The following is a 12,241-nucleotide window of genomic DNA, read 5'->3' as shown; positions in this document are numbered from 1 at the left end:
CGCTATTCCTGAAACAATCCGGGCATAAAAAAAGCTCCATCGTGAGATGGAGCCTTCTTAGATTATGCGAACGCGCTGAATTACTCAGCTCCTCCTGCTGCGGCTTTCCGTGCCTTCTTGGCCTTGTACTTGTCAAAGCCATGCAGTTCGCCTGGTTTGCGCTCTTTTGGTGTTTTCTTCGGCTTTTCAGGCTTTTCTGTGGTCCAGCCTTCCGGCTTTGCCTTGGCTGGCTTGGCCGCCCAATCGGTCCTAGGCTTCTCATCATTGGAGCGCGGCTTGCGATTGTCGAATTCGCGCTTCTCGCCAAAACTTTTCTTTGGCTTGAAGTCGCCGCCCTCAGTGCGACGCGGCGAGGAAGGCCCAGCGCCTTCACTGCGCGTGATGTTCACGCCCTTTTCGCCGGAACCGAACTGCTTGATCCGCGCCATGAAGGCATCGGCCTTGCTGGCTGTGATTTCGAAACGCGTCTCCGTCTCGAGGATCTTGATCGAGCCGACATCGGTCTTGGTAATATCACCGGCCTTGCAGATCAGCGGCAGAAGCCAGCGCGGCTCGGCGCGCTGCTTGCGGCCAACACTCAAGGAAAACCATGCTCCGCTTTCGAACTGCTCAAAGCGATCCGAACGTGGAGCACGTTCTCCACGGCCAGGCCGATCCTCGAAACTGCCTTTGCGGATCGGTTCCAGTACGTGCGACGGTGTGTTGGAAAGTTCTTCCGGGGCAGGGCGCGCAGCCATCTGCTGGCGCAGATAGGCARCGGCGATCTGTTCAGCTGAATGCAGGCCGAGCAATTCGGCTACATATCCGGCCTCCTCCTCGTTCATGACTTCCGTCAGCGAAGGATCGTTGAGAATGCGGTCATGGTTGCGCTTGTTGATCGCGTCGGCATCTGGCGGCGGCACCATGGTCGTTGACAGCTTGGCACCCTGCAACAGGCGCTCGGCGGTGCGGCGGCGCGATGCCGGCACGATCAAGACGCAGATGCCTTTGCGACCCGCGCGTCCAGTACGGCCGCTGCGGTGCAGAAGTGTTTCGGAATTGTTCGGCAGGTCGGCGTGGATAACGAGGTCGAGATTGGGAAGGTCGATACCGCGCGCCGCAACGTCGGTTGCAACACAGACGCGGGCGCGGCCATCGCGCATCGCCTGCAGGGCATTGGTGCGCTCGGCCTGGCTGAGTTCGCCGGAAAGGGAAACGACGGAAAAGCCGCGATTGGAGAGGCGGCTGGTCAGGTGCTTCACCGCTTCGCGGGTCGAGCCGAAAATAATGGTGTTTTGCGCATCGTAGAAGAGCAGAGAATTGATGATGGCGTTTTCGCGCTCGCGCGGCGCTACCGGCATGATGTGATATTCGATATCGGCATGCTGCTCGCGGTCGCTCGTGGCGGAAATGCGCAGGGCGTCCTTCTGGAACTGCTTGGCGAGCAAGGCGATGGGTTTTGGTACCGTTGCCGAGAACATCAGGGTGCGGCGGTCTTTCGGCGCTTCGCCGAGAATGAATTCTAGGTCTTCGCGGAAACCGAGATCGAGCATCTCGTCGGCTTCATCAAGCACGACCGTTCGCAGTTCCTTCATGTCGAGCGAACCGCGGGTGATATGGTCGCGCAAACGGCCAGGTGTGCCGACGACGATATGCGCGCCCTGTTGAAGCGCGCGGCGCTCCTTGGTCATGTCCATACCGCCAACGCAGGAGGCGATGCGCGCGCCGGTCGGCTCGTAGAGCCATTCGAGTTCGCGGCGAACCTGCAATGCCAGTTCGCGCGTCGGCGCGATGACCAGTGCGTAAGGTGCGCCAATGGATGTGAAGCGGTCTTCGCCTTCGAGCAAGGTCGGTGCGATGGCGATACCGAAGGCGACAGTCTTGCCGGAGCCGGTCTGGGCGGAGACCAGAAGGTCGGCGCCTTCGGCTTCCGGAGCCAGAACAGCGGTCTGTACCGGCGTCAGGGTCTCGTAGCCACGGGCTGCCAATGCACCGGACAACGCCGGGGCGATAGAATCAAAAATAGTCATCAATGAACTTTCAGTGCTGGTTTGGGCGTGTGGTTGGCTCGGCGTCAATGGGAGCACGAGCGGCACGCATGTAGCTTTGTTGCGCTCTCGTAGAGCCTGCGACGCGTTCCGTCAATGCCAAGAAACGCATAGCTCCCATCCGCACTCCCGTCAGGAGGTGAAGCCCGCACGTTTCAAACGCACAATAGCGAGGTCGAGCGCGGAAAGAAAGCTCGAACGATCTTTCGGGGAAAATGGCCGCGGACCGCCGGTGATCTGCCCGGCGGAGCGCAGCTCATCCATGAGATTTCGCGTGGCCAGCGTGTTGCCGATAGAGGCTTCCGTGAAGGCGCGACCGGTCGGCGAAATGGCATCGGCCCCAGCCTTGACGCAGCGGCTGGCAAGCGGAATATCCGCCGTCACCACAACATCGCCGCGCGAGACTCGCTCCGCGATCCAGTCATCGGCGGCGTCGAAACCATCGCTGACGATGACACGCTCGATCATCGGATCGCGAGGAATTGCCATCATTGAATTGGAGACGACGAAGACTTTGACGCCATAGCGTTCGGCAACGCGATAGATCTCCGCCTTGACCGGGCAGGCATCGGCGTCGACATAGATGGTAATTTTCTTTTCTTCCATGTTGCTCAACCGAAAATATGCAGGGCCGCGAGGCCAACCGAGGCGCCGAGCCCGATAGCGATGCCTGCGGCAAGCGCTGCCACCAAAAGGCCTGTTCCAAGCCAGACGCCATCCTGTTCGCCAAGGCCGATGGCCAAAAGGACGATGCTGAGCGCCGGCAGCTGATTGATGAGCGGGACCGGCAGGATGACAATCAGCGACATCAGCAGCGCGACGATGCTGACGACACGCTCAACGATCATTTGCGGAACGAACCAATAGCGCGGGCGTGCCAGCTTTTCAAAGCGAACGAGCATGGGCTCCAGCCTTGCAATGAACCGGCGATACGTTTCAACCTGCATTGATTTGCGCCGCATGAAGGCCGGAAACCACGGTTTTTCAAAGCCCAGCAGCATCTGGATCGAAAGCAGCACCAGCGGAATGCCGAAGATCGTGGAAGTGCCCGGAGGAAGCGGTACAAGATTGAGCGCTGCAAACAGGATCATCAGCGCGCCGAAACTGCGCTCAGACAAGGCGTCGAGAATGTCGTCGAACGATATTCTCGTCGCCGGATCCGCGCCGATCTCGACAAGGACTTTGGACAAGCGCCGTGTATCCGGATTGTACGGCGTGCTATCGTCGCCGCTCATCGGAAACTCCCATGAGGTGCACTCAGCGCGTTGGAACGGGATGTTCGCCGCGATAATCATAGAAGCCGCGGCCGGCCTTGCGTCCGAGCCAACCGGCTTCAACATATTTTACCAGGAGCGGGCAGGGACGATATTTGGAATCCGCCAGACCGTCATACAGCACCTGCATGATCGACAGGCAGGTATCGAGGCCGATGAAATCGGCCAGCTGCAACGGCCCCATGGGGTGATTGGCGCCGAGTTTCATCGCGGTATCGATGGCATCGACCGAGCCTACGCCCTCATAGAGCACATAGATCGCTTCGTTGATCATCGGCAAAAGGATGCGATTGACGATAAACGCCGGAAAATCCTCGGATACGGTAATGGTCTTGTCGAGGCTGGCGACAAATTCGCGGGCACTTTCGAATGTGACGTTTTCTGTCGCGATGCCGCGAATAAGCTCGACCAGATGCATCACTGGAACCGGGTTCATGAAGTGGATGCCGATGAATCGTTCCGGGCGATCGGTGGTTGCAGCAAGGCGTGTGATCGATATCGATGACGTGTTGGTTGCGAGAATGGCTTCCGGATTGAGATTTGGACAAAGCTGCGCGAAAATCTTGCGTTTTACCGTCTCATCTTCCGTGGCTGCTTCAATGGCAAGATCGACACCGGAAAGGTCTTCCATCCGCAATGCAGGGCGAATACGCGACATTCCCTTGACGCGCTCCGCTTCCTCGAGCTTGCCGTGGGAAACCTGGCGGGCCATGTTGCCGTTGACGGTGGCGAGGGCTTTTTCGATCTGGTCTGCCGACTGGTCATGGATCAAAACATCGTATCCAGCCAAAGCGCAGACATGTGCAATGCCGCTGCCCATTTGGCCCGCGCCAACAATGCCTACGGTTTTGATCGTGCCAGCCATGTTTCCATCCCGTCTTATTATGAATATATCACACAAACTAAATGGCCGGGGTAGCGTTCGTCTACCCCGGCCAAGCAATTTCATTTTAAAGTTCGAATTAAATAATCAAAGCGCTTTTTCAAGCTCCGGCAGGATAACGAAGAGATCGCCGACAAGGCCATAGTCAGCGACCTGGAAGATCGGGGCTTCCTCGTCCTTATTTATGGCGACGATGACCTTCGAATCCTTCATGCCGGCCAGATGCTGGATCGCGCCGGAGATGCCGACGGCGATATAGAGATCCGGTGCAACGACCTTGCCGGTCTGGCCAACCTGCCAGTCGTTCGGAGCGTAGCCGGCATCCACCGCAGCGCGCGAGGCACCAACGGCCGCACCGAGCTTGTCAGCGACAGGAAGGATGACTTCCTTGAACTTCTCGTTCGAGYCGAGGGCACGGCCACCGGAAATGATGATTCTCGCCGAAGTCAGCTCCGGACGGTCGCCGCCGGAAAGCTTCGCCTCGACGAACTTGGAAAGGCCGGGATTGGCTGCAGCCGAGACGTTCTCGACGGAAGCCGAACCGCCTTCGCCGGCGGCCGCGAAGGTTGCAGTGCGCACGGTGATGACCTTCGTGGCATCGGTTGCCTGTACGGTCTGGATGGCGTTGCCCGCATAGATCGGGCGCTTGAACGTATCGGCCGAGATCACCTCGATGATGTCCGAGACCTGCATGACGTCCAGCAGCGCCGCAACACGTGGCAGGATGTTCTTGCCGTTGGTGGTAGCGGCCGCAATGATCGTGTCGTAATTGCCAGCGAGCGAAACGATGAGCGCTGCACTTGCCTCGGCAAGGCGGTTGGCCAGATCGTCACTGTCGGCCAGCAGAACCTTTTTGACACCGGCAAGCTTGGCAGCCTGCTCGGCGACGCCCTTGGCGCCTTTGCCTGCGACGAGTACGTGCACATCGGAGCCGATGGCAAGCGCTGCCGTCAGTGCCTTGGCGGTCTGGTCGGAAAGGGTCTCGTTGTCATGTTCGGCAAAAAGAAGAATAGCCATGGTGAAATTCCTTATCCTTTAAATCAGAACGCCGGCTTCGTTCTTCAGCTTGCTGATGAGTTCAGCCACATCCTTGACCTTGACGCCTGCCTTGCGGCCACCTGGCTCTTCGGTCTTGATGACCTTGAGGCGCGGCTTGGTATCGACGCCGTAATCGGCAGCGGACTTTTCATCCAGCGGCTTCTTCTTGGCCTTCATGATGTTGGGCAGCGAGGCATAACGCGGCTGGTTCAAACGCAGGTCGGTGGTGACGATCGCCGGGAGCGTGATTTCGATTGTCTGCAGACCGCCATCGACTTCGCGCGTGACCTTGGCATTGTCGCTGCCGAGCTCGACCTTCGAGGCGAAGGTGCCCTGGCTCCAGCCGAGGAGGGCCGCAAGCATCTGACCTGTCTGGTTGGCATCATCGTCGATAGCCTGCTTGCCGAGGATGACCAGCTTTGGCTGTTCGGCATCGACGACGCCTTTCAGGATCTTGGCGACAGCGAGCGGCTCGACGATATCGTCGACCTTGACGAGAATGCCGCGGTCGGCACCCATGGCGAGCGCGGTGCGGATGGTTTCCTGCGCCTGCGCCGGTCCGATCGATACGACGACCACTTCCTCTACCTTGCCGGCTTCCTTCAGACGGAGCGCTTCCTCGACTGCGATTTCGTCGAACGGGTTCATCGACATCTTCACATTGGCAAGTTCAACGCCGGAGCCGTCGCCTTTTACCCTGATCTTCACGTTGTAATCGACTACCCGCTTTACCGGTACGAGGACTTTCATAGGGATTCCCTCTCAAATAAACGAAGGACAGATTTACCTGTCCAGTGGTGCTACCCGCTTGCCGGAAGCCGACATGGAGGTGAGAAAAACGACACGTTTGTGCCGGGATTGCGCGGGACCGTAATTATGGCCGGAGTAAAGGTCAATCTGGCTGCGCCAAGTTCAACCGATTGAAAGAACGATCAGCGGCCCAACTTGGCCGGTTCTGCCTCGCGGGTGACTGGCTCCGGTTGTTTATCCACCACTACTGCGCGCGGCGAAACGATGGCCCGGTCAAACAGTGGCACGCTTCGGCGCTTCATTATCACGATGAGAACAGCGCCGGCGATGATGCCGCCGACATGGGCCGGCCAGGACACCTGTTCCTGCCCGCCCCATAAAAGCATTGCGAATTGTGTCACGACCCAGAGCACCAGCGGATAGATTGCCGGGATGCGCAGGGGAATGCGCCCAAACGCCAGCACCCAGACCTTTACGCGGGGATGAAGCAGCAGATAGGCCGAAACGATACCGGCAATCGCCCCGGACGCGCCGATGAGCGGCGCTTCTGAATCGGGCAGGATCACGCCATGCAGGAACGCTCCGGCGGCGGCGCACAGAAGATAGAAGATCAGAAACTTGATGTGGCCAAGCGCATCTTCGACGTTGTCGCCGAAGACCCAGAGGAACAGCATATTGCCGCCGAGATGGAGGATGTCGGCGTGCAGGAAAGCGTAGGTGATGTAGGTGAAATCGGACGGGACGAAGTAATAACTGGCAGGCAGAACCGCCATGTCATGGATGACGGCGGGTATATAACCGAGGCCGATCGCGGCGGCCTGGGCAGTCTCGCCGTCAACAGCCATGACCAGATAGACAAGCATGTTGATGACGATCAGCGAAAGCGTCACATATTGCAGCTTGATGTATTTGAGACTGTTGGCGTCATGCAACGGAATGAACATCGGTGCCGGTCCCCTGCCTCAGCCATCGTGGCATTTAACGATTGTGACCGGGCACCCATAACACGTCCCTCGCGCCATTGTCATTGACCACGCGGGCGGCGACGAAGAGAAAATCCGACACGCGGTTGATGTATTTCAGGGCGGCCGGTGTGACGGTCTCGTCAGGCTTCTGCGCGAGTTCGACCATGTGCCGCTCGGCGCGGCGCGCCACGGTACGGGCAAGGTGCAGCGCGGCGGATGCGGGCGAGCCGCCAGGCAGCACAAAAGAGCGCAATGGCGTAAGATTTGCGTTCAACCGGTCGATCTCCGCTTCAAGCCGCAGGACCTGGCTGTCGATAATGCGCAAGGGCTCGTAGGCAAGCGTTTCGCCTGTGTCGGGCGTTGCAAGATCGGCACCGAGATCGAAGAGATCGTTCTGGATGCGCATGAGCATGGCGTCGAGTTCGGGGAAGTCTTTTTCCGTATGGAGCCGCGCGAGCCCGAGACAAGAATTTGCTTCGTCCACGGTGCCGTAGGCTTCAACGCGCAGATCATGTTTGAGACGGCGTTCGCCGCTGCCGAGGCCGGTCGTGCCGTCATCACCCGTACGCGTGTAAATCTTGTTGAGCTTGACCATATGATTGGTGTCTCTAGCCAGCAGCGCGGTGGAAATAGATCGCACCGACGATGAGGATAATGGCGACCAGCTGCAATAATATACGCAATTGCATCATCTTGTTGGAGAAGTTGGCGTCGCCGCCCTTCATCATGTTGCGCAGGCCAATCAGAAGCACAATGGTCACCGCGGCAATTGCCACGAGCGCCAGAAATTTGAAAATGACATCCATACTCTATTCCTTGATCGTCAGACTTGCCTGGAGTCTGCTCCTGTCACGACTGGCTCGCAAGCACGCGATATAGCGCACGTGCGGATAGAAATCTGCGGGCAAAATTGGCAATTTTCGCAGGTCGCGTCACCAGATAGTGCGGCTTGGGGCGTGGATTTTCCAGCGCATGCTTCAGAACAGCGTATACGGCCTCTGGACCAAGCTTGAAGCGCGACTTGCGGCCTTCCAGAGAGAACTGGCCGACAAGCTTGCGGTAGACCTCGCGATGCACCGATTTTTCGACGTCGATATATCGCTTGACCTGCTGGAAGGCATTGGAGGTGAAACGCGATTCGATTGCGCCGGGTTCAATGAGCGAGACTTCGATACCGGAAGCCTTCAGTTCCATACGTTGCGTCAGCATAAGACCCTCAAGCGCGAACTTCGCTGCCACATAGGCGCCGCGCCATTTCATCGGCAGGAGGCCGAGAATCGATGAGCAATGCACGATGCGGCCGTGACCCTGTGCCCGCATAACCGGTACGATGAGCTGCGTGAGTTCATGCCAGCCGAAGAACGCGGCATCGAATTGTTCTCTGAGTGTTGCAACAGGAATGTCTTCGACAGCGCCCGGCAGGGCATAGGCGCCATTGTTGTAAAGGGCATCCAGCGTGCCACCGGTTTCGCCGAGCACCGCTTCGACCAGCGCAGAGATCGACTCGGATTTGCTGTAGTCCATGTAAAAGGCGGGGAAGCCGTCTGCCTGAAGCATTTCAATATCTGCGGGACTCCGGGCGGTCGCGAAGACGGTCCAGCCATCCTGCTTCAACGCCCGGGCACAATAGGCACCTATCCCGCTGGAACATCCTGTGATCAAAATCGTTCTAGAACGGGTCATGTTTTCCGGATGTTTTTCAATTGATTGCACGAAAAGACTTCACATATTCCCCGGCGCCTTGCAATCTGCTCAGTTGAAGGGGCGAACAATCATCAATGCGTAGGGCAAAATCTTTTCTTTGGCGTGTTGTCGTTGATACGTGGCGGCATTTCAGCACCGATGATGGTTGGGCGCTTGCGAGCCATGTTGCCCTTTCGGGAATTCTCGCGCTTTTTCCGTTCCTGATTTTTGCAACGTCCCTCGCAAGTTTTCTTGGGGCGAGCGCCTTCACGGATACGGCCGTCCATGTGATTTTCGATACATGGCCGGAGGTCATCGCCAAGCCGATTGCGCAGGAAGTGCGCAATGTCCTCAATATTCAGCGCGGCGGTCTTTTGACGATCAGCGTGATCGCGGCGGCCTATTTTGCCTCGAACGGCATCGAAGCGCTGCGGGTGGCGCTCAACCGCGCCTATCGCGTGATCGATACGCGTTCGATCATCTATTGCCGCCTGCAAAGCCTCGGCTATGTCGTAGTCGCAACGATCGGCATCATGGCCATCAGTTTCCTGCTGATCCTTGCGCCGCTCGCCATGCGTATCGCGACCATCTATGTCCCTGAACTGGTTCTCGTGTCCGGCACGATCAGTTTTTGGCGCTATTGTATCGCTTCGGCTGTGCTGATCATCGGCTTGCTGGTCGTGCATTTGTGGCTGCCGGCCGGGCACCGCCGTTTTGTCGAGATCTTGCCCGGCGTCCTGTTGACGCTGCTCGCATGGACCGTTGGTGCTACGATCTTTGCAAGTTATCTCGAAACCTTTGCAACCTATGTGTCGACCTATGCGGGTCTCGCATCGATCATGGCGGCGATCGTTTTCCTCTATATCGTCGCGGCGATCTTCATCATCGGCGCGGAAATCAACGCCGCGATCATCCGCTATTGGGAAATCGAGGAAGCCACGCGTCTCTGACCTGTCGAGAGGGCAACGCCTAGGCTGGCAATGACCATTCCCACCAATTGAAACGGTGTCAGTGTTTCGCCGAACAGCGCATAGGCCATCAGTGCCGTGACTCCCGGAACCAGATAGAACAGCGATGCAACCTTGGACACCGCTCCCTGATTGATGAGCAGCATCRGCAGAAGCACGGCGCCGATCGACAGGACGAACACCAGCCAGAACATGGCGAAAACCAACTCACCCGACCAGATTATCGTGTGCGTTTCCAGTAACAGCGAGCATATGCCAGTGAGGACGGCAGCGCCGAGATATTGCAATGTTGTACCCGCCTTCAGATCGATATTGCCRGCAAAACGTTTTTGCCAGACGGTGCCGATACTGATGGCAATGACCGAAAAGATTGCAGCCGAAACGGTCGCCGGCGTGATGCCGCCCGAAGAAATCACGAGCTTCGGCCAGAGCACCATGGCAACGCCGATGCAGCCGACCGCAAGCCCGGCCCAATGGCGCGGCTGGATGGTCTCGCCGAGTACCAGCCCCGCGATCAGCGCTGTGATCAAGGGCTGCAAGCCGACGACGAGCGCCGACATGCCCGCGGGCAATCCATTGTGAATGGCCCAGAAGGCGGCACCGAGATAGGCGCCGTGTATGAGGCATCCCGCAATGATCGCGTGCATCGCGCCGCGCCTGCTGGGCCAGTGGTTGCCGTCCAGCACAACCCAAAGACCAAGGATAGCGCCCGCTATCAAAAACCGTACCATCAGGAAATAGAACGGCTCAATATAGGGCATGGCGTAGCGCGCGCCGATGAAGCCGGTGGCCCAAAGAACGACGAACAGAGCGGGGAAATAGCGGACGGGCATAGTCAAGGGACCGGATCAGGAATGCATTGTGGTGCTGATCTATACCCGAACGAACATCGGCGATAGATCACAACCCGATCATAGCGTGTATCTCCTGACAGGTGACACCTTCTTGCCGCAATGAACGCAACGCGGTGTCCTTGCGGCTTTTCGAAAGTTTCTCCCCGTCGTGATCCAGGATAAGTGCATGGTGATGATAGAGAGGGGGCTCGATATCGAACAACCGCTGCAGCAGGCGATGGACGCTGGTTGCCTGGAAAAGGTCCTTGCCACGTACGACGTGAGTGATGCCCTGCAGCGCGTCGTCGATGACGACCGATAGATGATAGCTCGTCGGCATATCCTTTCGCGCAATGATGACGTCACCCCAGACGCGCGGTGCGGCGTCAATGGCACGTTTTTCGCCGGCAAGTTCGGTCCAGAAAAACGGCTCGCCAATATGTTCGAGTGCATGGTCCATGTTCAGACGCCATGAAAACGGTTGTCCTTCACTGATACGCCGTTCGCGCTCGGCGTTTGAAAGCTGCCGGTCCGTTGGCGGATAGAGCAGGGCTCCATCCGGATCGCGCGGCCAACCCCCATTTCTGCCCAGATTGTCGATTTCGCGTTTGATCTCGCCGCGGCTTAGAAACGCTGGATAAACAAGCTCCATATCGATCAGCCTATCGAGCGCCTCGCGGTAGACAGCGAAGTGTTCCGACTGGCGGCGGACAGGCTTCTCCCAATCGAAGCCGATCCAGCGCAGGTCCTCCTGCATCGTCTGTTCGAGTTCCGGCGTGCAGCGCTCCCGATCGATATCTTCCATGCGCAGGAGCAATCTGCCGCCTGCATCGCGCGCCATTTGCTGGTTGAGTAACGCGGAATAGGCATGGCCGAGGTGCAGATGGCCATTAGGACTGGGGGCAAAACGGAATACCGGAACTGTCATGAGTGATGAGTGGCGTTCTTGCGTGGGTATCGAGGCAATTGATACGGTGTTTCCCAAACGAAGCAAAGTGAACGATTGAAATGCGCAGAATTGATACGCTCGAGGATATCGCGGAAGGACTGGAAGCCTTGCTGCAAACTCACCCCGAACTCGTGGCGATCGCCGAACGCGCCGGGCCGCTGCCACTGCGCCGTTCAGTCCCGGGCTTCGAGAGCCTCGCCTCGGTGATCGTTTCGCAGCAGGTCTCGAAGGCCAGTGCCGATTCAATCTGGAAGCGGCTTGTCAGCATCATCGATCCCCTGACTCCGGAAAACTACCTTGTTGCCGGCGGGGAGGCGTGGCGGGTTGCCGGCCTATCCCGCGCCAAACAGGCCACTCTCGCCCGGATCAGCGAAGCGGTCATTGCCGGAGAACTCGATCTTACTGCTTTGGCGGATATGCCCATCGATGAGGCCATGCAGGTAATGACCAATGTGAAGGGGATCGGTCCCTGGACAGCGGAAGTCTATCTCCTGTTTTCGGCAGGCCATGCGGATGTCTTCCCGTCGGGAGACGTCGCTCTCCAGCACGCCTATGCCCATGCCTATGGCGAATCAGTGCGGCCGGACTCCAAGGCTCTGCGGCTCTTTGCCGAGCGCTGGACCCCGTGGCGCGGTGTTGCCGCCCGACTTTTCTGGGCTTACTATGCCGCAACGCGTGGCCGCGATGGCACACCAGTGCCATGAAGTTGAAATAACGGGGTTTTTCCTCAGCAAACACCGCAATTTGCTTCACATTCCTGTCACGTCCAGCTTACAATAATGCAAGCCTGATGGTTGGATTGGGAGTTGATTCCTTGACAATAGCCGTCTCGCCGGACGGGTTACCGGCTCTGGTACTCAATGCGGACTAC

14 protein-coding genes are annotated in these 12,241 nt (G+C 58.1%); 2 read left to right on the top strand and 12 right to left on the bottom strand.

What is annotated here, in order from left to right:
- Positions 1 to 80: 80 nt before the first annotated feature.
- The 10 genes from ACXJ5O_RS09065 to ACXJ5O_RS09020 form a co-directional block, all read right to left on the bottom strand.
- The gene (locus ACXJ5O_RS09065) at positions 81 to 2,009 is read right to left on the bottom strand and encodes a DEAD/DEAH box helicase (RefSeq protein ID WP_457299600.1); all 1,929 of its coding nucleotides are present in this window, start codon (positions 2,007 to 2,009) and stop codon (positions 81 to 83) included.
- 150 nt (positions 2,010 to 2,159) lie between these two features.
- On the bottom strand, positions 2,160 to 2,633 hold the full coding sequence (locus ACXJ5O_RS09060; RefSeq protein ID WP_457299599.1) for a YaiI/YqxD family protein: 474 nt from the start codon (positions 2,631 to 2,633) through the stop codon (positions 2,160 to 2,162).
- Between the two features lie 5 nt (positions 2,634 to 2,638).
- On the bottom strand, positions 2,639 to 3,262 hold the full coding sequence (locus ACXJ5O_RS09055) for an exopolysaccharide biosynthesis protein (RefSeq protein WP_457299598.1): 624 nt from the start codon (positions 3,260 to 3,262) through the stop codon (positions 2,639 to 2,641).
- Between the two features lie 22 nt (positions 3,263 to 3,284).
- Positions 3,285 to 4,166 (bottom strand): 3-hydroxybutyryl-CoA dehydrogenase, encoded by an 882-nt coding sequence (locus ACXJ5O_RS09050; protein ID WP_457299597.1) that lies wholly within the window; start codon positions 4,164 to 4,166, stop codon positions 3,285 to 3,287.
- A 105-nt stretch (positions 4,167 to 4,271) separates the two neighbouring features.
- Complete coding sequence (locus ACXJ5O_RS09045; RefSeq protein ID WP_457299596.1) at positions 4,272 to 5,201, bottom strand: electron transfer flavoprotein subunit alpha/FixB family protein; 930 nt, start codon at positions 5,199 to 5,201, stop codon at positions 4,272 to 4,274.
- An 18-nt stretch (positions 5,202 to 5,219) separates the two neighbouring features.
- The gene (locus ACXJ5O_RS09040) at positions 5,220 to 5,972 is read right to left on the bottom strand and encodes an electron transfer flavoprotein subunit beta/FixA family protein (RefSeq protein ID WP_457299595.1); all 753 of its coding nucleotides are present in this window, start codon (positions 5,970 to 5,972) and stop codon (positions 5,220 to 5,222) included.
- A 182-nt stretch (positions 5,973 to 6,154) separates the two neighbouring features.
- On the bottom strand, positions 6,155 to 6,916 hold the full coding sequence (locus ACXJ5O_RS09035; RefSeq protein WP_457299594.1) for a rhomboid family intramembrane serine protease: 762 nt from the start codon (positions 6,914 to 6,916) through the stop codon (positions 6,155 to 6,157).
- A 34-nt stretch (positions 6,917 to 6,950) separates the two neighbouring features.
- Positions 6,951 to 7,532, bottom strand: coding sequence for a cob(I)yrinic acid a,c-diamide adenosyltransferase (locus ACXJ5O_RS09030; RefSeq protein ID WP_457299593.1), 582 nt, complete (start codon positions 7,530 to 7,532; stop codon positions 6,951 to 6,953).
- Between the two features lie 13 nt (positions 7,533 to 7,545).
- Complete coding sequence (locus ACXJ5O_RS09025) at positions 7,546 to 7,743, bottom strand: twin transmembrane helix small protein (RefSeq protein ID WP_112523457.1); 198 nt, start codon at positions 7,741 to 7,743, stop codon at positions 7,546 to 7,548.
- Positions 7,744 to 7,786: 43 nt separating this feature from the next.
- Positions 7,787 to 8,620: an SDR family oxidoreductase gene (locus ACXJ5O_RS09020; RefSeq protein WP_457299592.1), complete on the bottom strand. Its 834-nt coding sequence runs from the start codon at positions 8,618 to 8,620 to the stop codon at positions 7,787 to 7,789.
- 95 nt (positions 8,621 to 8,715) lie between these two features.
- Between ACXJ5O_RS09020 and ACXJ5O_RS09015 the strand changes: the two genes are divergently transcribed.
- Entirely contained in the window at positions 8,716 to 9,570 is an 855-nt protein-coding gene (locus ACXJ5O_RS09015) for a YihY/virulence factor BrkB family protein (RefSeq protein ID WP_457299591.1), read from the top strand.
- Here ACXJ5O_RS09015 and ACXJ5O_RS09010 read toward each other — a convergent pair.
- Together ACXJ5O_RS09010 and gluQRS are read right to left on the bottom strand one after the other, a co-directional pair.
- Positions 9,537 to 10,421 carry a DMT family transporter gene (locus ACXJ5O_RS09010; protein WP_457299601.1) on the bottom strand — a complete coding sequence of 295 codons (885 nt, stop codon included), beginning with the start codon at positions 10,419 to 10,421 and terminating at the stop codon, positions 9,537 to 9,539. The two genes, ACXJ5O_RS09015 and ACXJ5O_RS09010, sit on opposite strands and share 34 nt — an antisense overlap.
- Before the next feature lie 67 nt (positions 10,422 to 10,488).
- Positions 10,489 to 11,349, bottom strand: coding sequence for a tRNA glutamyl-Q(34) synthetase GluQRS (gene gluQRS / locus ACXJ5O_RS09005; protein WP_457299590.1), 861 nt, complete (start codon positions 11,347 to 11,349; stop codon positions 10,489 to 10,491).
- 80 nt (positions 11,350 to 11,429) lie between these two features.
- Here gluQRS and ACXJ5O_RS09000 point away from each other — a divergent pair, with 80 nt between their 5' ends.
- Positions 11,430 to 12,074, top strand: a complete 645-nt coding sequence (locus tag ACXJ5O_RS09000; protein WP_457299589.1) for a DNA-3-methyladenine glycosylase family protein — start codon at positions 11,430 to 11,432, stop codon at positions 12,072 to 12,074.
- Positions 12,075 to 12,241: the final 167 nt, after the last annotated feature.

Source organism: Phyllobacterium sp. P5_D12 (assembly GCF_054049495.1).
This window is presented reverse-complemented; position numbering and strand designations above follow the sequence as displayed.

Coding starts and splice junctions, on each gene's coding strand:
- ACXJ5O_RS09060 (WP_457299599.1), bottom strand. CDS start 2,633: ATGGAAGAAAAGAAAATTACCATCTATGTCGACGCCGATGCCTGCCCG.
- ACXJ5O_RS09055 (WP_457299598.1), bottom strand. CDS start 3,262: ATGAGCGGCGACGATAGCACGCCGTACAATCCGGATACACGGCGCTTG.
- ACXJ5O_RS09050 (WP_457299597.1), bottom strand. CDS start 4,166: ATGGCTGGCACGATCAAAACCGTAGGCATTGTTGGCGCGGGCCAAATG.
- ACXJ5O_RS09040 (WP_457299595.1), bottom strand. CDS start 5,972: ATGAAAGTCCTCGTACCGGTAAAGCGGGTAGTCGATTACAACGTGAAG.
- ACXJ5O_RS09035 (WP_457299594.1), bottom strand. CDS start 6,916: ATGTTCATTCCGTTGCATGACGCCAACAGTCTCAAATACATCAAGCTG.
- ACXJ5O_RS09030 (WP_457299593.1), bottom strand. CDS start 7,532: ATGGTCAAGCTCAACAAGATTTACACGCGTACGGGTGATGACGGCACG.
- ACXJ5O_RS09025 (WP_112523457.1), bottom strand. CDS start 7,743: ATGGATGTCATTTTCAAATTTCTGGCGCTCGTGGCAATTGCCGCGGTG.
- ACXJ5O_RS09020 (WP_457299592.1), bottom strand. CDS start 8,620: ATGACCCGTTCTAGAACGATTTTGATCACAGGATGTTCCAGCGGGATA.
- ACXJ5O_RS09015 (WP_457299591.1), top strand. CDS start 8,716: ATGCGTAGGGCAAAATCTTTTCTTTGGCGTGTTGTCGTTGATACGTGG.
- gluQRS (WP_457299590.1), bottom strand. CDS start 11,349: ATGACAGTTCCGGTATTCCGTTTTGCCCCCAGTCCTAATGGCCATCTG.
- ACXJ5O_RS09000 (WP_457299589.1), top strand. CDS start 11,430: ATGCGCAGAATTGATACGCTCGAGGATATCGCGGAAGGACTGGAAGCC.